Consider the following 17,648-nt stretch of genomic DNA (forward strand, 5'->3'; position numbering starts at 1 on the left):
AGTTGATGTGACATGGTCAGGCTCGAAGGTTAAAAATGAATTGTCTCATGCGCGGGACTTATTCGCATCTTCCCTAGCCATGTATTTCTACTCATTGAACAGCCAGAGCGTTACCAACACAACAGACTTAATACTCAATAACTACATCCGACTTCGCCACGGTACAGCAAGATAAAACGTAGCCAGCCTCTACATCCTCATCGGTAATACCGCCGTTATGATCCATTTGCGTCTGACCTTCTTTTACCAAAACTTTGCAAGTACCACAGATGCCCATACCGCACGCCTTGGGAATCATCAAATCCAGTTTTGCTGCCGCAGTATGTAAGGTTTCCCCTTCGCCGATCTGAATACTCTTACCGCTGGTCGCAAACTCAATACGCAATAAATCGTCTTGATTCACAGCATCCGCTTCGGCTTGAGCCACTTCGGCTTGCTCTTTTGCATCCTCCACCACGTCGGCTGGCGTCGCGCCAAAAGACTCTTCGTGGTAATGCGACATATCAAAGCCCCGTGATTTCAATAACGCTTTGACTGCTTTCATGTAAGGGGTTGGGCCACAACAGTATATTTCTCGCTCCATAAAGTCGGGGGAAATCATGTCTAATTTGGCAGCATCAAGATAACCACGATACCCTTGCCAAGGCAGCCCGTTCTCCATTCTTTCAACAATGAGGTACAAACCAAAGTTATCCAAACGAGCGGCCATGTGATCCAGCTCTCGGGTAAAAATCACATCGCGAGGAGAACGTGCGCTGTGTATAAACGTCATGTCAACATCGGCATTGGTATCAAACCACCAGCGCGCCATAGACATAAGTGGCGTAATGCCAACACCGCCAGACAACATAAGTACTTTTTCCGCAGGAAAATCGATGCAGTTAAATTGACCAACCGGCCCGTGCACCGCCAACTCCATCCCGACGGTCATGTTGTCATGCAACCAATTTGACGCCTCGCCACCCGGCACACGTTTCACCGTGATCGAAAAGCTGTAAGGAACCGATGGCGAGCTAGAAATGGTGTAAGAGCGCATTACCTGCTGGTTGTTGATGTCCAATTCCAAGGTAACAAATTGACCTGGCTTGAAGAAAAACATCACCGGTTGCTGAGCCATAAAGCAAAACGTACGCACATCCCATGTTTCATGAATCACTTTGACACAGCGCACATTATGACGACCATTAACCCATGTTTGAGTGTTTACTGGGGCCAAATAGTCGGCATTCACGATTGGAGAAGAGGAATTGGTCATATTGAAATCTCTATTGATGAGCATGAAAATGGATAAACAGCTGGCCACCAAAACCGGCCTTTCACCTTCATTCTGAATGCTGGTGAATCCCGCTAATTAACTCTAAACGACAAGAAGTTGCTCGTGGCAGTCAAAGCCTTACCAACTACGCCGTTGCGCGTCGATTTAGGTATCAACCTGTGTCGCTAATGGGCATTTTCGTCCCCTCTGCTTAGGAGATTATACGTTCGTCATTACCGACAACACTTCGAGCCGGTAACCCCATTATTCTTTTTGTCATTTAAGGCCCAGAAAGATGAATCAACAAGACCTGATCAACAAACGCCACGCCTCTCTTGCGGATGCAAAAAGTGATATGAAAACCATGCTCGCGAATCGTCTGAGCCACTACTCGCTCGATGCACCCTTATATAACGATCCGAACCTGTTCAAAATCGATATGGAGGAAATATTTCAGAAAGAATGGCTTTTTGTTGGTATGACCAGTGAGATACCCAAAAAAGGCGACTATTTTACGGTGGAAATTGGTCAAAATCCGGTGCTACTAGTTCGCGACGGCGAAGGTAAGGTTCAGGCATTTCACAATACTTGTCGTCACCGTGGCTCTCTTATCTGCACTGAGCACAGAGGCAAGGTGGCGAATCTGGTCTGTCCATATCATCAGTGGACTTATGATCTGAAAGGCAATTTATTATTTGCCGGCACAGAAATGAACAAAGACTTCGACTTAACACAACACGGCTTAAAGTCTGCCTTTTGCAAAACCGCCGGTGGCTTTATTTTCGTCTGTTTGGGTAAGACACAACCGGACGATGAATTCGACGCCTTTCTTGAAACATTGAACGAGTACATGGCGCCTTACGATGTGGAGAATACCAAGCTAGCCGTTGAATCCACCATGCACGAAAGAGCAAACTGGAAACTCGTGCTTGAGAACAACCGCGAATGCTACCACTGCGCCGGCAGCCACCCAGAATTACTCAATACCTTATTGGAATGGGACGACACGGAAGACCCTCGCGCACCGCAGGATTTCCACGATCATTACAACGCCCAAGCAAGTGAATGGGATGCTGAAGGCATTCCTCATCAACACCGAAGTTTTGGGGCAACACAGCGCAATCGCATCGTACGTATGCCGCTCAAAAAAGGTACCAAGGTAATGACCATTGACGGCTCAGCGGCGTGTTCAAAAAAACTAGGTCGTGTGCTCAATGCAGAACTTGGTTCCATGCGAATTTTACACCTGCCAAATTCTTGGAATCACATGCAATCTGATCACTTTATTGTCTTTAGAGTGTTGCCTGTGTCAGCACAAGAAAGCATAGTGACCACCAAATGGTTTGTGCACAAAGACGCCGTAGAAGGCGTTGACTACGACGCCGACAAGCTTCGTCATGTATGGGATGCCACGAATGAGCAGGATAAAATATTAGGAGAGCGTAATCAGATGGGCATTAATTCAATCGGCTATCAACCAGGTCCCTATTCGCAAACCTACGAATTTGGGGTGATCAATTTTTTACAATGGTACTCAGATACCATTCAGAAAAACCTGTCATAACAAAAAGCCGATAATTCATTATTCAAAGCACGATGACCGCTAAATCTCAGTGGTCATCGCACTTGTATAGAAAGTTGTCGAATTCGGAAACAACCAAAACGCTTCAATTATAAAATACGCTTCAACAACCGATCAGCACGAGTTCGAATGACTTTTTTCAGTAACCGCTGGATTTTTGAAGGGTAATCGCCCATGGCATCCAACTGCTCAAACGACGCCACTCTGTGGGTATGTTGGAAAATATTGTCATACTCGGCCGTAAATTGAGCGAGTAAATGCTTATCAGGGTCTTCAATCAATAAACCATTCTCAAGGTCAAGCGACCAAGCCCTTGGATTAATATTATGTCCTGTCAGCAGCATACTGCACTGATCAACCCACAACCCCTTTAAGTGAAAACTGTTGCTGTCATGCTGCCACAGATGCAACGACAAAACGCCTGACTCAATGTATTTCTGGTTCACACGAGCAAATTTACGCAAATTTATCTCATACAAATAGGGCAAGCCCGCGATTGCACGAAAAGGCTGATCGGGTGGAATGTAAAAATCGTTGGCGGTTTTATCACCCACAATAATATGAACTTTAACACCTCGCTTTAGCGCCCGTTTTAATTCTCTTAGCACCGCTTTGGGCATATTAAAATAAGGCGTACACAACACCAGCTCTTTCTTAGCGTCGGCCAACATGCGAATGATACGATTATTCAATGCATTTCTGCGCCTACCTACACCAACTAAAGGCGTCACAGCCACACACTGATCCGTTAAGGGTTCGTGTTTCAGCTGGTAAAACGCTTTCCCTAATGCCAAACGGCATTGTCGTATAGAAAACCGCAATTCTTTTGTGGAAGGCAAAGGGCTTCGAGACAAATCGTTCACAGCAGGGTGTTGAATCAACTTATCAAGGATAAAGTTCACCATGCTATTGGCCAGCGTCGCGTGTTGAATCAGGTGGTAGCGGTCAAATCGATAGCGATCCTGATGATGCAAATACACATTGTTGAAACTGGCACCCGTGTAAAGCAGGGTATCGTCAAAAATAGAGCCCTTTAAGTGCAGCACGCCAAACACTTCGCGATTTCGTACTGGCACACCATACACGGGGACTTTATGAGGGTATTGCTCAGCAAAGTCTTGATACATGCCGGCATTACCTTTGCCCTTTTTAGCGCCGATTAACCCTCGTTGAGCACGATGCCAATCCACACACACCGCCACATCCAAAGAGGGATTGCGCTGTTTTGCCTCGTAAATGGCCGTTAAAATTTCTCGCCCAGCGGCATCATCTTCTAAATACAAACCCACCAGGTAAATACGCTTACTGGCTTTGCGGATCATTTCCAGCAAAACCTGTCGATATTCAGCTGCAGAATGTAAGAAACGAAACGCATCGGGGGCGATGGCGAAAGAAGACACAGGAGCCAATAGAGATCGAATGGGCATAATGAAAATGCACTACCTTTATTAAAAACTAACGAGCGACTGTAACAAATCCCTCTCATTTTTCCTAAGACAATTGTGTGAACAAGCGTATTTTTGACCATCAAAAGCCATAAAAAAACCCCATAGAACAAAGTGCTATGGGGTATGTCTCACGAAAGCAGTATGTTTAAGTGGCTTATTAAACGCGCGATATTAGATCGCCTCGCTGGGTGAAACGCACTAACACTTTATAGAGCCCATACGCATCATGGCTTCCCGCCAACTCTCGAATGGAGTGCATTCCAAACGTTGGCAAGCCAATGTCGATGGTTGGCACGCCAATTTCACCCGAGGTGATCGGTCCTATGGTGCTACCACACGCCATGTCACTGCGTACCACAAAACATTGAACCTCGTAGTTTTCCTGAGCCGCGATGTCCCGATAAATACTGGCCGTCTCACTGTTCGTTGCGTAACGTTGATTCGCGTTCACCTTGATCACAGCGCCCTTATTAATTGCTGGAGCGTGCAATTTATCGTGCTTATGAGCGTAGTTAGGGTGCAAAGCATGGGCATTGTCTGCCGACACCAGCATAGAGCGCTGCATGGCTTGAACATATTGCTCAGGGTTGGGTGTTAAACGACGCAATACATCTTCCAAGAAAGGCCCGTTCGCACCACATGCTGACAAGCTGCCAATTTCTTCATGGTCCGTGCACACCAATAAACTTGGGCGCTGTTCTTTCGAATCCAACAAGGCTTTAAGCCCCACAAAACAACTCAATAAATTATCCAAACGAGCCGAGCAAATGTATTCTTTATGCAAGCCTACCAAGGCGGCTGGCTGGGTATCGTACAGACTCAATTCGAAATCAAGAACACTGTCGACTGCTAACGCTGGATATTGTTTTTTAAGCTGGCTTTTCAGTAGCTCATGAAGGTCAAACTCGTTTTCAACGCCACATAAAATCGGCAAAATTTCCTCTTGAGGATTCACCGAAAAGCCCTCGTTTGCCTGTCGATTTAAGTGAATCGCCAGGTTAGGAATCACCGCGATTGGATCAACAAAATCCACCAAACGACTCACAATTTCGCCGCCTTGTGTTTTCAGGGTAATACGGCCGGCGATCGACAAATCACGATCCAACCAAGTATGCAACAAAGCGCCACCGTAGACCTCCACACCCAACTGATGGAAACCAAAACGGTCAACCTGAGCATTGGGCTTTAGCTTCAAACACGGGCTGTCGGTGTGTGCCCCCATCATTCTCCAGCCGAGTTGATTCAGATTAAGCTGAGGCACAGTAAAAGCGATCAAAGAGGAGTCATTACGTGTGACAAAATATTGCCCGCCCTCGTCAATCACCCACTCTTCAGATTCGATTAATTCAACAAAACCCTGTGCTAATAAATGTTTTTTCATCGTCGCTGTGGCGTGAAAAGGCGTTGGCGACGTATGAAGAAAGGACAATAAATCGTCGTTAAAATGTGTAAGTTCCATAATGACCTGTCAGCACAATGCTGTAAAAAAGTGACTTTTTAACACTTTGGCTGGTTTTACAGCCCTGTGTCTAATATGATTTTGACTATGACGTTCCAACTAGACTGAGAGAACCCATCCTGGATGAATTATAAACGCCTTTTGCTTTGCCTTTTAACCGGCTACACCTTCGCCTCAACTTCCGCGTTGGCTTATCAAGAATTGCAACCGCCTCATGAATACGACAAGGTATCAAAAGAGCTCGTTGAGATGCTAGAAGGCATTCATTATAACAGACCCGTTATTGACGACGCCATTTCGGCTAAAGCCTTTGATTACTATATTGATGCGCTTGATCCAAGCAAAAGTTTTTTCTTGAAAAACGACATAGCCGCTTTGTCCAAATACAAAACCCGCTTTGATGATGCGCTAAAAAGTGGCGACACCCAAGTGGCTTACACCATTTATAATCTCTATTTGAATCGTTTGGAAAGCCGCCTTATTTCGCTGCAAGAAAACCTGCCAGATATGGTGAAAAGCTTCAATTATGACGTCGACGAATCCCTAAATGCAGACCCTGAAGCACTCACCTGGGCGGCAACCAACGCTGAGTTGGACGATTACTGGCGCAAACGCCTTAAAAACCGCGCCTTGACACTTAAGCTAAATGGCGAAAGCGAAGAAGAAATTGTGTCGATTTTAGAGCGTCGCTACAAAAACCAGCTTAAGCGCGTCGATCAAACTAACGCCACGGATGTTTATCAAACCTTCGCCAACGCAATTACCTCGGCTATTGATCCGCACACCAGTTACTTTGCACCTCGCGCATCCGAGACATTCAACATCAACATGAGTCTATCCTTGGAAGGCATTGGCGCAGTGTTACAAATGGACGATGACTACACCAAAATCGTGCGTCTTGTGCCTGGTGGTCCTGCCGCGACACAAACCGACCTTGCCCCTAATGACCGCATCATCGCCGTAGGCCAAGATGACGAGCCCATGGTCGATGTGGTTGGCATGCGCCTAGACGATGTTGTCGACATGATTCGTGGCGAACGAGACACCACAGTCACGCTGGAAATCACCCCAAGTAAGGGCGACACTCAGACCAGCAAACAGATTAAAATTGTGCGTAAGAAAGTCAAGCTAGAAGATCAGTCCGCACAAAAAGAAATCGTCGAAGTAGAACGAGATGGAGAAACCTACAAGGTTGGCGTCATCAGCTTACCGACGTTTTATTCTGACTTTGCCGCCATTCAAGCGGGTGAAAGAGATTATAAAAGCTCAACTCGTGATACGAAAAACTTAATTGAAGAACTTCGTCAAGAAGACATTTCCGCTCTGATCTTGGATTTACGCAATAACGGCGGTGGCTCACTTCAAGAGGCCAACGCCTTAACAGGGCTGTTTATTCCATCAGGCCCAACCGTTCAAATTCGCGATCAGGGTGGACGTGTCACACCGTTAGGCGATACGGACACAGCCATTACCTACAGTGGTCCTATGGCGGTATTGGTGAATCGAATGAGTGCATCCGCATCGGAAATCGTCGCCGGTGCTTTGCAGGACTATGGCCGCGCCTTGATTTTAGGCGATCAAACCTTTGGTAAAGGCACAGTTCAAGTATTGCAAGACATGGACAAAGGCCAGCTAAAAGTTACTCAGGCTAAATTTTATCGCGTTTCAGGAGAAAGCACCCAACACAAAGGCGTCATGCCTGATATCACCTTCCCTTCTCTCTTAGACAAAGAGGCGATTGGTGAGAGCGCGCTGGACAACCCACTGCCATGGGACAAAATACACGAAACTCGCTACCCTGTTTATTGGAACATTCCAGCGTATCTGCCAATTTTAGAACCTCGCCATCAAGCTCGAATGGCCAAAGACCCTAATTTCGTTGCCATCAACGATCAGATCGAAGACTTCAAAGAGCAAACAGAGAGCTACAAAAACATCTCTTTAAAAGAAAGCACGCGACTTGAACAACAAGAAGCAAACAAAGCCCGTGAACTGACACGCGAGAATACTCGTCGAGAAGCTCTTGGCTTGGAATTACTCACCTCGGTTGATGACATTGAAGCCATAGAAGAAGACACCTACGCAAAGGAAGCGTCTGAGATTTTATTGGACTTTATTGCCACCAACCAAATGGCGCAAGAACAAGCAGAAAAGAAAACCGCACAAAACTAACGTCATCTGGGCGCACAACTGTTAAGCTGTGCGCCCTTTTCATCATCTTAAAAGAACGTATTTAACACCATGGCTAAAGCGTCATCCGATCGCAATACAATCGACCTATTTGGTAAAGCCCCAGGTCGACCACGCACCCAACCTTTAACGCGTAAAGACCAACTTAAAATCAACAAGCGTGCACAACGTGAAAAGGAAAAAGCCCTTGGGTTAAAGCGCTTAGAATTGGTGGTGGAACAAGACACCATCGCTAAACTCGATGCACTTTGCGAACAAGCTGGCGTAAAACGCACAGAATGGCTCACACAGCACATCAACAAAACTTTTGGCAAATCAAAAGCTGTATTAGCCCAAACCCGCACGAAAAAATAAGCTCATTTGCCATAGTGATTTGTTATACTTGCCGACCTTATTCACCCGCAAACAATTTTTACTGACTTCCCATGGCCAAACTGTATTTTTATTATTCCGCAATGAATGCGGGGAAATCGACCGTTCTGCTTCAATCGGCTCACAACTACCAAGAACGCGGCATGAAAGTGTTACTGCTAACCGCGTCTATTGATGACCGCTTTGAAACGGGTCAAATCGCATCACGTATTGGCATTTCAGCCGATGCCAGCTTATTCGATAATCATACTGACCTCATGTCGCTGGTGGAAAACGAGCCCAACGGACAACCATTAAGCTGTATTTTAATCGATGAAGCTCAGTTCCTCACCAAGCAACAAGTGTATGACCTGTCTGAAATCGTCGATACATTGCACATTCCCGTGCTCGCTTTTGGCATTCGTACCGATTTCCAAGGGGAACTGTTTGAAGGCAGCCAAGCACTGCTTGCGTGGTCAGATAAATTAATTGAATTGAAAACCGTTTGTCACTGTGGCAGCAAAGCCACTATGGTCATTCGTTTAAATGCCGAAGGTATCCCTGTAAAAGAAGGCGCACAAGTCGAAATAGGCGGTAACGATCGTTACCTGTCTGTTTGTCGAAAACATTTTAAAGAAGCCGTAAGAGAGTAATTATGTGGTTCAAAAACGCCCAAATCTTCCAATTAAAAGACATTGAATCACTCGATACAAACGAGCTTATCAATAAAATCCCTGAATTCCCTCTAAAAGAGTGTGGCTCCCAAGAAGAGTTTTCTTTCGGTTGGTTACCTCTTATTCGTAATAGCGAGCAATGGAGCCTTGCCAGTGATCACTGTTTATTGTTTCGCGCTGGCAAAGAAGAAAAAGTCCTTCCCTCTTCTGTTATTCGGGAGGAACTCGAAAACAAGGTCGCCGAAATTGAATTGATTGAAGGCCGCAAAGTGGGCCGTAAAGAAAAGTCAGATATAAAAGACGAATTGGTTTTTACTTTACGACCTAAAGCATTTTCAAAACGCAGTGATATCTGGGCCTACCTTGATTTAAAAGCCAACATTCTGGTTCTCAACAGCACCAACGCCAGCATGACGGAATTGCTATTTAAACAACTACAAGTCACGTTAGGCAGCTTTGCCATGGCGCCCTTACAAGCACAAGTTTCACCGTCATCCTTAATGACGCAATGGCTCACCAAAAACGAAGTACCCGCCAGTTTAGAAACCGGAGCAGAATGCGAGATCCAAGACGCATCGGAAGACAAAGCGACCATACGTTTTAAATCTCTTGAACCTCTATCCGAAGACGTTACTCGTCATTTAGAAGAAGGCATGGCCGTCAAAAACCTCGCTTTGCGTTGGACAGACAAACTAAGCTTTGTACTACACGATGACTTAACATTGCGTAAAATAAAAGTAGACGATGCCCTTAAAGAAGCCGCTTTCAACGATTCACAGGGAGGAGGATTGTCTGATATGGACGCGAACTTCTCATTAATGTCGTTAACACTGCGTGAGTTTTACGCATCCTATTGTTTGTGGTTCGAAATCCAATAACATCGAACTGACCCAAGCTTTTCCACAGATATCGTGGATAAGCTTGGGGAGAACATTGGCTAAGCCAGACAATCAGCCCACCTTACTCAGTTCGCTTAAAAAACCACCTACTTCTTCATAAAATTGCATGGTATAACATTCATTATTTTGAAAATAAGCGAAAGTGAGCCTTACTATCTATCGCTTCGTATGCACCTATAATCGACAGTTTACAACGGGTCAAATACCTCATGACAAAGCTAAAAAAAGAACAAGACATCGCCGTAAGAGTCACTCTTGTCGGCGCCTTTTGGGACGGTGTACTAGGACTAGCCAAAATCGCTGCCGGCTACTTTTCCCAATCTCAAGCTTTAATCGCCGATGGTATCCATTCCCTGTCGGATCTGGTCACCGATGTGTTTGTGTATTTCGCCTCTGCCAACTCACGTAAAGGCCCAGATGAAAACCATCCCTATGGGCATTTGCGCTTCGAGACCCTAACCACGGTTTTCCTAGGCATGGTACTTATTGTTGTTGCAGTAGGCATTGCATACGAATCCATTACATCAACCGCCTCGCTCGCACAATTCACTTGGTATGGCGCGGCCGCGTTGATCTTGACCATAGTCGTCAAAGAAGCCATTTTTCATTACACCAAACGAGCGGGCGAAAAAATTCACAGTAAAATGCTTGTCGCTAACGCGTGGCACAGTCGCAGTGATGCGCTGTCATCCATCGCTGTATTAATTGGTTTGGCTGGTGTGTACTTTGGCTATGGCTGGGCTGACATGATTGCTTCTATTGTAGTGGCTTTATTAATCGGCAAAATGGCGGTCAGTATGGTGTGGGAAAACCTAGCCGAATTAGTAGACACAGCGCCAGACCCGAAATTGATCGAGCAAATTAAAGAAACAGCCAACAGCTTGAAGCATGTTATGGCGCCTCACGATGTTCGCGCTCGCTCCATGGCCGGAAAAGTGTATCTCGATATGCATATTCACGTTCCTAGCCACGCCAGCGTGAGTGAAGGCCACTACCTTGGTGACTTGGTCGCGTACACAGTCAAAAAAGCCCACCCTCAGGTGGAAGATGTGATGGTACACATTGATACAGATGAAAAAATCCAGACCGACAGCTTCATTGATAAATCAGGCAAACCACCACATTTACAATTACCCGCTCGCCACCAGATCATGGCGGACTTAGGGTTCCTACTGCGTCAGCACTCGGCTTATGTGGATATCCCTAACACTCGCTTGCATTATTTGAATAACATGCTGGATTTGGAGATTGTCGCCCTTAGCGACAAGGCACCAGACAACGCTGACTTAAAAAAGCTCACCGCTGGCATTTTGTTCGACCTAGAGAACACCCGTTATATTAACAAGGCGTCTGTGTTCTGGCTGTTTCCTAGCTAATGATCTGAATCACTCTCTTGATCGTCTGTGGCGTTATCTTGAAGATACGCCGCAGGCAGCGCTTTACTGGTTTTCGCTCCCATCAGTTTGAGCTTCTCCGCTCTGGACACCAGATTACCACGACCTGCTGTTAACTTTTTCAGTGCCGCATCGTGGGAGCGTGTTACCGCCTCAAGCTTGCTGCCGATGTCGTCCATGTCTTGTACAAAGCCAGAAAACTTATCGTACATGGCCCCTGCTTGACGGGCGATTTCAATGGCATTTTGGCTTTGTTTTTCGTTGCGCCAGATGTTCTGAATGGTTCGCAAGGTGGCCAACAAGTTAGACGGCCCAACAATGATAATATTATGCTCAAACGCCTCGCTAAATAAGCCGTTATCACCTTGTAACGCTAAACCGAATGCCGCTTCAATCGGAATGAATAAGAGCACAAAATCTAACGAGGTCACGCCCGGTAAATCATGATAGGACTTAGCACTCAGCTCTTTCATGTGACGACGCACCGCCTCAAGGTGCTGCTTCAAAGCACGGTTTCTGTCTTCGTCTGTATCGGCCTCCATGTAAGCCAAATAACTGATCAACACCATTTTCGAGTCAACAATAATTTGTTTACCTTCTGGAAGGTGAATCACCACATCGGGCTGTAAGCGGCGACCTTCTTCGGTTTGATACGAGGCTTGCGTTTGATACTCTCGTCCTTTTTCTAAGCCAGAACGCTCTAAAATGCGTTCCAAAATCACTTCGCCCCAGCCGCCTTGCAGCTTATTTTGTCCTTTCAAGGCATGCGTAAGGCTCACGGCGTCATCGCTGATTTTTTGATTCAGTTGCTGCAAGCCCTTAATTTCTTTCACCAAAGAAAAGCGCTCGCGGGCCTCTTCCTGATAGCTTTTCTCGACGCTTTCTTGGAACTTCTGAATTTGCGACCCAAGGGGAGTAAGTAAAGAGCCAAGCTGGCGTTCGTTTTCTTTGGCCAATTGCTGACCTTGATGGCTCATAATATCGTGGGCAAGTTGCTTGAACTCAGTTTCATTTTGCTTTTTTTGCTCACGATAAAACGCTTCTTTCTCCTGCCACACACTTTGGGCTGCGGCAAACTGCTGCTCTAAAGTCAGCGACTCTTTTTCCAAATAGTGAATGTGATCTTTCGATTGCTGCAAAAGGCGCTGCAATTCCTCATTTTGTTGCTGCATTTTTACATCAGCATGGTGCCACTGCCGACGCATAGACTGTACAATAACGCCTGCGACCGCAGACAGTAATATTGCACCGATACAAAAGCCCGATAACACCAACACGGCTTGCCATTGCCACTCTGCCATATAATTAACAACCTGCTATTTTTGTAGAAAAATCAATCACTCTTGAGTTAAGTGGATAAGTTTACATGGATTACTATCTAAGCCCAACACACACGCAACGCTTTGACCTAGAGATTAAAAATAGTCAGTTTATTACCCATGTGGCGCGCACTAAAGGTCGCGATCAAGCAAAGGCATTTATTGATGAAATGCGCCAGCGTTACCCAGATGCCAACCACAATTGTTGGGCGTTTGTTGCCGGTGTACCCAATAATGCCCATTTGTGGGACCAAAGTGACGATGGCGAACCCAAAGGCACAGCGGGCAAGCCCATGTTAAACGTATTGCAACATTCTGATTTCGGCGAAACCACCGTGGTGGTTACACGTTTTTTTGGCGGCATTAAATTGGGTGCAGGCGGGCTAGTCAGAGCCTACAGCCAAGCGGTGCAAGAAGCCCTAACGCACACCGAACACGAAAATATTTATCCGCGCCTCCCTGTTCAGCTAAAAATATCCTACCCTTTACTGGGTAAAGTCGAATATTGGCTTGAACAAAGTGACATAGAAATCACCGAAAAAACTTATAGCGACAGCATAGTACTCGACCTTGCTGTTATTGAACGCACCTGGCCTGAGCAAAAAATCGCCCTAATCGATTTATGCCAAGGCAGCTTAACTTTAATTGAACCGGACAACGCATAACTATGTACCAAACTGGACAAAGATGGAGTAGCCGCAACGAGCCTGATCTCGGCGTTGGCATGATTGTAGACAAACAGAACAAGTCTTTTACCTTGCATTTCCCCGATGCAGAAGCGGAACGTCAATACTCAAACGACCAGACCAGCCTTGTTCGACGCTCGTTAACCGACGGCGATCAGCTGCACTATCAAGACAACACCTACACCGTTTTAGAAGTTGAAGAGATCAACGGCCTTATCGAGTATCGCATCAGCGAGGACGACGATTGGTTGGAAGAATCGATTATTCAATTTCCTCGCAACGACAAAAACGAACTCGACTCGCTATTAGCCTTGTCGCCAGCGCGTCGTATGTGGTTTGACCTACGTCGTCACACGTTGGAGCATCAGGCGGCCAATGCCGCATCGCAAGTGCGCGGTTTGATGGGTCTAAAAGCGGAATTATTACCGCACCAGATTTATCTGGCACACGACATTGCCAATCGCCCTAAAGCTCGCGCCTTGCTGTGTGACGAAGTCGGCATGGGGAAAACCCTAGAAGCAGGGTTGATTTTGCATCAACGCTTGCTCAATGGCTTGTGCAAACGCGCTCTGATTCTGACGCCAACCAACTTACAACACCAATGGTTAGTGGAAATGCTTCGTCGCTTCCATCAGCCCTTTACGCTGATCAATGAAGCTGTGTACGAAGATTACATGGATGGCGACGACAACCCCTTTGAGCAACAACCTTTCGTCATCGCCCCCATCGATTGGGCCAGCCAACACCCGAAAGCCACCCAGCACATGCTGGATGCAGAATGGGACATGGTCATTGTCGACGAAGCACACCACCTTGCTTGGCATCCAGAAACACCGAGCATCAGCTATCAAGTAGTCTCTCGCTTAGCTGCTCAAACAGAATCCTTACTGCTGTTGAGCGCCACACCTGAACAAACGGGCGAACGTGAGCACTTCTCTCGCTTGCAATTGCTCGACGCAGATCATTACCACGACTTCGAGCATTACCAGACACAGCAGCAGGCTTTTAAACAAGCCGCAGAACTGGCGGAAGCTTTATTGCCTTTCACCCAAGCGGAGCAACAAACCGACGCCCTTGATTGGACCCAGGCTTTTGGCGATTACCTAGGCGAAGTCAGCGCGAAAGATTGGTTCCAAACACTCACAACGGAACAAGGCGATGCACAAATAGCCGCCGCTCAAGACGCCATCAGCTGGCTGATTGACCGTCACGGCACAGGTCGAGAAATGTTCCGCAACACACGGGCGGCGGTTGGCGGTTTTCCTGATCGTTTTGTTCACGCTTATCCATTGGATAACAATGAGTTTTTCGAATCGGCTAATCATCATGTTCAACCCGAAACAGATGTGGCAGACGGCCTGTGGGAAAAAGACCCACGTTGGGGCTGGCTAAAAGAATTTCTTGAATGCCAAGCCGACAAGGTCTTGGTGATTTGTCACACCGCCGACATGGCGCAATGGCTCAACGACCAGCTGACATTTGCTGGCTTTCAGAGCGCCGATTTCCATGAGCAAATGCCACTGATCCACCGCGATCGAGCTGCGGCCTATTTTGCAGACGAAGATGGCGCACAAATTCTGGTTTGTTCTGAAATTGGTAGCGAAGGTCGAAACTTCCAGTTCAGCCATCACATCGTCATGTATGATTTGCCGGAACACCCAGATTTGCTTGAACAACGCATTGGTCGTCTTGATCGCTTAGGTCAGTTGAATGACGTGCAAATTCATGTGCCTTACATCAAGCAAAGCGTGCAAGAGCGCCTGTTCCATTGGTATCACCTTGCGCTCAATGCTTTTTGCCGCACCACAGGTTCTGGCGACAAAGTGGAAGAAGCTTTTGGCGACAGCTTACACGCCTATTTACACGGTCAAGACGATGACACAGACCTGCTAAAAGAAGCCAATGCGTACCACGAAGCCCTGCTCAAACAGATGGAAGAAGGTCGTAACCGCTTATTGGAAATGAGCTCTTGTCGTCCAGAACAAGCCCGTGCCTTGATCGATCAAATCAATAACCAAGCAACAAAAGGCCTTCACCACTACATCGAGCAAGTCACCCATGCGTTCAATATTTACGCCGACTGCATTAACGATGAGCCGGAACGCGCCGCTTGGTTCTTGCGCCCTTCGACCGACATGATGCTAGAAGCCCTGCCAGGCATTGAAGAAGAAGGAAAAATGCTGATGCTCGACCGCCGTCAAGCCAGCCAACGTGAAGATGTGGCTTTTGCCACCTGGGAGCACCCTTTAATCACTATGCTCATGGACGAAGTACAGGGTTTCGATTCGGGTAAATTAACCTCTGCCATTCTACCAATCGCCGCCCTTCCTGAAGGTACGGTGTTGGTTGAGAGTATGTTTGTCATTGAAGCCACTGCGCACCCACGTTTGAAATTGGCTCAGTCGTTGCCAATGACCCCTATGTGGCAATTGTCTGACTCCAATGGCAAATTCTTACACCAACAGTTCACCGCGGACAAATGGGCGGAGAAACTCAAAGGCGTGCCGAACCGAGTCGCAGAACAATGGGTGGCGGCGTTACGCAAAAACCTGATCGAAGTATTACAAGCCCACCAGCTTAACGCACAAGATCAGGCTCGCCCTATTGTTCACGCAGCGAAAACCGCGTACCAACATCGTTGCCAAAACGAAATTGAACGTCTTGCAGAGCTGCAAGCCTTCAACAGCACCATTCGTGATGAAGACATCGAGCGCCTTGAAGTGAATATGCAGGAAGGTTTGACCCGTATCGACGAGCACCAAATCCGTTTGGATGCGATTCGTATTATCTTGACCACCAAGCCAGAATAATACGAGTGAAGGACTCTCTGTGAAAAGCAATGCGCCTATGAAGAGCAATGTGCCAAGTTTAGAGATACTTTACGAAGACGATTGGTTTGCCGTTATCGACAAACCGGCTCAATGCTTGTCTGTGCCCGGTCGTGGGCCAGATAAGCTTGATTCGATTTTGCATCGGGCAGAATTTTTGTTTGGCGAGGCGTTTGCCATACATCGCTTGGATGAAGCCACCTCTGGCTTGATCCTAGTGGCGAAAACCCATGAATGCCAAAAGCGCATGTACGCGCATTTTCGTGAACGGGAAGTAAAAAAGGAATACCGCGCCTTGTTGCGCGGTCACTTGCTCGGCGAGCGGGGCGAAGTTCGCAAGCCGCTGCGCTGTGACTGGCCTAATCGACCAAGGCAAATTGTTTGCACCGACGAATGGAGCAAAGATTCCATCACATTTTGGCAATCAATAGGGCGTGAGGGTAACAATACTCGCGTTCGGCTAGTGCCTTTCACTGGCCGCTCTCACCAACTTAGAGTCCACATGCAAAGCCTTGGACACGGCATCATTGGCGATGAGTTTTACGACGACCAATTTACCGACGAACCTCGGCTGCTGCTACACGCTTATCGGCTGGAATTTCGCCATCCTTTTACCAACGCTTGGGTCGCGTTTGTCGCGCCCTGTCCTTTTTAAACACCTTCTGTTGAATTCACGGCCTGCCAAACTTGATTCGCCGCTTGATGCAATAGGCTGTGTCGCCATGCCACCTTATCTTCTTGGCGATCGTAGCCGCCGCCAATCACGCAAGCAGTGGGAAGATTCAACGCAATACAAGTTTCGATAACATACTTGTCCCGAGCCAATACTCCAGCATCCGTCAGGTTGACGTAACCCAGCCGATCGTCTTGATGAACATCCACCCCGGCGTCATAAAAAATAAAATCTGGCTGATGGGATTTCAAAATCTTCGGCAAGGTATCGGTTAGGATAGCCAAATATTCTTCATCGTTCGTGCCTTTGGGAATGGCAATGTTAATACCGCCAGTTTGTTTAACTTGCGGGTAATTCTCTTCGCAGTGCCACGACACGGGAATGATGTTTGCCCTATCTCTAAAAAAGGCGACTGTGCCGTCGCCTTGGTGTACATCGCAGTCCAAAATCAAGACTTTCTTCGCCTTACCACTATTTACCAAAGCCAACGCGGCGACAGCAAGGTCGTTAAAAATACAAAAACCAGCCCCATAGTCTGGTCCAGCATGGTGAGTGCCACCCGCTAGATGACAAGCCAAACCATGCTTTAACGCCAATTCGCTGGTCAAAATAGTGCCTGACACCGCCCGCAACGTCCGCTCTACCAGCCATTCAGACCAGGGTAAGCCAATGGCTTTCTCTTCTTGCTGGCTGAGTTCTCCGCGAATAAAGCGCTGAACATAGGCTTTATCGTGGGCATTCATCAATGTCGTTAAAGAAAGTGGCACAGGCTCATGGGTATTTGCCGCCGTTAGTATGCCCTGCTCTCGCAAAGTATCGGCTAACAGTGCAAACTTCTTCATGGGAAAACGATGTCCCGCCGGAAACGGAATGCTGTAATGAGGATGATA

The 17,648-nt window shown here is 47.0% G+C and carries 14 protein-coding genes; 9 read left to right on the plus strand and 5 right to left on the minus strand.

Annotated features, from left to right (window positions below):
- Positions 1–127: 127 nt before the first annotated feature.
- On the minus strand, positions 128–1,255 hold the full coding sequence (locus tag J9B83_RS08250) for a hybrid-cluster NAD(P)-dependent oxidoreductase (protein ID WP_236037206.1): 1,128 nt from the start codon (positions 1,253–1,255) through the stop codon (positions 128–130).
- 295 nt (positions 1,256–1,550) lie between these two features.
- Between J9B83_RS08250 and J9B83_RS08255 the strand changes: the two genes are divergently transcribed.
- The gene (locus J9B83_RS08255; protein ID WP_211536285.1) at positions 1,551–2,819 is read left to right on the plus strand and encodes an aromatic ring-hydroxylating oxygenase subunit alpha; all 1,269 of its coding nucleotides are present in this window, start codon (positions 1,551–1,553) and stop codon (positions 2,817–2,819) included.
- Between the two features lie 107 nt (positions 2,820–2,926).
- Here J9B83_RS08255 and pssA read toward each other — a convergent pair whose 3' ends face one another.
- Both pssA and J9B83_RS08265 read right to left on the minus strand, forming a co-directional pair.
- Complete coding sequence (pssA, locus tag J9B83_RS08260; RefSeq protein ID WP_211536286.1) at positions 2,927–4,264, minus strand: CDP-diacylglycerol--serine O-phosphatidyltransferase; 1,338 nt, start codon at positions 4,262–4,264, stop codon at positions 2,927–2,929.
- A gap of 178 nt (positions 4,265–4,442) precedes the next feature.
- Positions 4,443–5,744: a M18 family aminopeptidase gene (locus tag J9B83_RS08265; RefSeq protein WP_211536287.1), complete on the minus strand. Its 1,302-nt coding sequence runs from the start codon at positions 5,742–5,744 to the stop codon at positions 4,443–4,445.
- A gap of 123 nt (positions 5,745–5,867) precedes the next feature.
- Here J9B83_RS08265 and J9B83_RS08270 point away from each other — a divergent pair, with 123 nt between their 5' ends.
- The 5 genes from J9B83_RS08270 (at position 5,868) to J9B83_RS08290 (ending at position 11,234) form a co-directional block, all read left to right on the plus strand.
- Positions 5,868–7,916 carry a carboxy terminal-processing peptidase gene (locus tag J9B83_RS08270; RefSeq protein WP_211536288.1) on the plus strand — a complete coding sequence of 683 codons (2,049 nt, stop codon included), beginning with the start codon at positions 5,868–5,870 and terminating at the stop codon, positions 7,914–7,916.
- 69 nt (positions 7,917–7,985) lie between these two features.
- Positions 7,986–8,288, plus strand: coding sequence for a LexA regulated protein (gene ybfE / locus J9B83_RS08275; RefSeq protein ID WP_211536289.1), 303 nt, complete (start codon positions 7,986–7,988; stop codon positions 8,286–8,288).
- A 71-nt stretch (positions 8,289–8,359) separates the two neighbouring features.
- Positions 8,360–8,938, plus strand: a complete 579-nt coding sequence (locus J9B83_RS08280) for a thymidine kinase (protein WP_211536290.1) — start codon at positions 8,360–8,362, stop codon at positions 8,936–8,938.
- Between the two features lie 2 nt (positions 8,939–8,940).
- Complete coding sequence (locus J9B83_RS08285) at positions 8,941–9,837, plus strand: recombination-associated protein RdgC (RefSeq protein WP_211536291.1); 897 nt, start codon at positions 8,941–8,943, stop codon at positions 9,835–9,837.
- Between the two features lie 230 nt (positions 9,838–10,067).
- A complete protein-coding gene (locus J9B83_RS08290; RefSeq protein ID WP_211536292.1) occupies positions 10,068–11,234 on the plus strand; it encodes a cation diffusion facilitator family transporter in 1,167 nt (388 codons plus the stop codon).
- Here the strand turns inward: J9B83_RS08290 and J9B83_RS08295 are convergent.
- Positions 11,231–12,553, minus strand: a complete 1,323-nt coding sequence (locus J9B83_RS08295; RefSeq protein WP_211536293.1) for a DNA recombination protein RmuC — start codon at positions 12,551–12,553, stop codon at positions 11,231–11,233. The genes J9B83_RS08290 and J9B83_RS08295 overlap by 4 nt on opposite strands.
- A 65-nt stretch (positions 12,554–12,618) precedes the next feature.
- Between J9B83_RS08295 and J9B83_RS08300 the strand changes: the two genes are divergently transcribed.
- Genes J9B83_RS08300 through J9B83_RS08310 form a run of 3 tightly spaced genes read left to right on the plus strand, consistent with a single transcriptional unit; the run spans position 12,619 to position 16,740 of the window.
- Positions 12,619–13,236, plus strand: coding sequence for a YigZ family protein (locus J9B83_RS08300; RefSeq protein ID WP_211536294.1), 618 nt, complete (start codon positions 12,619–12,621; stop codon positions 13,234–13,236).
- A 2-nt stretch (positions 13,237–13,238) separates the two neighbouring features.
- Positions 13,239–16,067: an RNA polymerase-associated protein RapA gene (gene rapA, locus J9B83_RS08305; RefSeq protein ID WP_211536295.1), complete on the plus strand. Its 2,829-nt coding sequence runs from the start codon at positions 13,239–13,241 to the stop codon at positions 16,065–16,067.
- Between the two features lie 19 nt (positions 16,068–16,086).
- Positions 16,087–16,740: an RluA family pseudouridine synthase gene (locus J9B83_RS08310; protein ID WP_328797719.1), complete on the plus strand. Its 654-nt coding sequence runs from the start codon at positions 16,087–16,089 to the stop codon at positions 16,738–16,740.
- On the opposite strand, the gene J9B83_RS08315 is transcribed toward J9B83_RS08310, so the two are convergent.
- Positions 16,737–17,600 (minus strand): histone deacetylase family protein, encoded by an 864-nt coding sequence (locus tag J9B83_RS08315; RefSeq protein ID WP_236037207.1) that lies wholly within the window; start codon positions 17,598–17,600, stop codon positions 16,737–16,739. The two genes, J9B83_RS08310 and J9B83_RS08315, sit on opposite strands and share 4 nt — an antisense overlap.
- Positions 17,601–17,648 lie beyond the last annotated feature (48 nt).

The sequence above is a fragment of the Marinomonas vulgaris genome, assembly GCF_018145875.1.
Lineage (GTDB): Bacteria > Pseudomonadota > Gammaproteobacteria > Pseudomonadales > Marinomonadaceae > Marinomonas > Marinomonas vulgaris.

Excerpts from the sequence above, each read along its gene's own strand:
- J9B83_RS08300 (WP_211536294.1), top strand. The coding sequence starts at position 12,619 with ATGGATTACTATCTAAGCCCAACACACACGCAACGCTTTGACCTAGAG.
- ybfE (WP_211536289.1), top strand. The coding sequence starts at position 7,986 with ATGGCTAAAGCGTCATCCGATCGCAATACAATCGACCTATTTGGTAAA.
- J9B83_RS08265 (WP_211536287.1), bottom strand. The coding sequence starts at position 5,744 with ATGGAACTTACACATTTTAACGACGATTTATTGTCCTTTCTTCATACG.
- J9B83_RS08315 (WP_236037207.1), bottom strand. The coding sequence starts at position 17,600 with ATGAAGAAGTTTGCACTGTTAGCCGATACTTTGCGAGAGCAGGGCATA.
- J9B83_RS08290 (WP_211536292.1), top strand. The coding sequence starts at position 10,068 with ATGACAAAGCTAAAAAAAGAACAAGACATCGCCGTAAGAGTCACTCTT.
- pssA (WP_211536286.1), bottom strand. The coding sequence starts at position 4,264 with ATGCCCATTCGATCTCTATTGGCTCCTGTGTCTTCTTTCGCCATCGCC.
- rapA (WP_211536295.1), top strand. The coding sequence starts at position 13,239 with ATGTACCAAACTGGACAAAGATGGAGTAGCCGCAACGAGCCTGATCTC.
- J9B83_RS08270 (WP_211536288.1), top strand. The coding sequence starts at position 5,868 with ATGAATTATAAACGCCTTTTGCTTTGCCTTTTAACCGGCTACACCTTC.
- J9B83_RS08255 (WP_211536285.1), top strand. The coding sequence starts at position 1,551 with ATGAATCAACAAGACCTGATCAACAAACGCCACGCCTCTCTTGCGGAT.
- J9B83_RS08285 (WP_211536291.1), top strand. The coding sequence starts at position 8,941 with ATGTGGTTCAAAAACGCCCAAATCTTCCAATTAAAAGACATTGAATCA.
- J9B83_RS08295 (WP_211536293.1), bottom strand. The coding sequence starts at position 12,553 with ATGGCAGAGTGGCAATGGCAAGCCGTGTTGGTGTTATCGGGCTTTTGT.
- J9B83_RS08280 (WP_211536290.1), top strand. The coding sequence starts at position 8,360 with ATGGCCAAACTGTATTTTTATTATTCCGCAATGAATGCGGGGAAATCG.
- J9B83_RS08250 (WP_236037206.1), bottom strand. The coding sequence starts at position 1,255 with ATGACCAATTCCTCTTCTCCAATCGTGAATGCCGACTATTTGGCCCCA.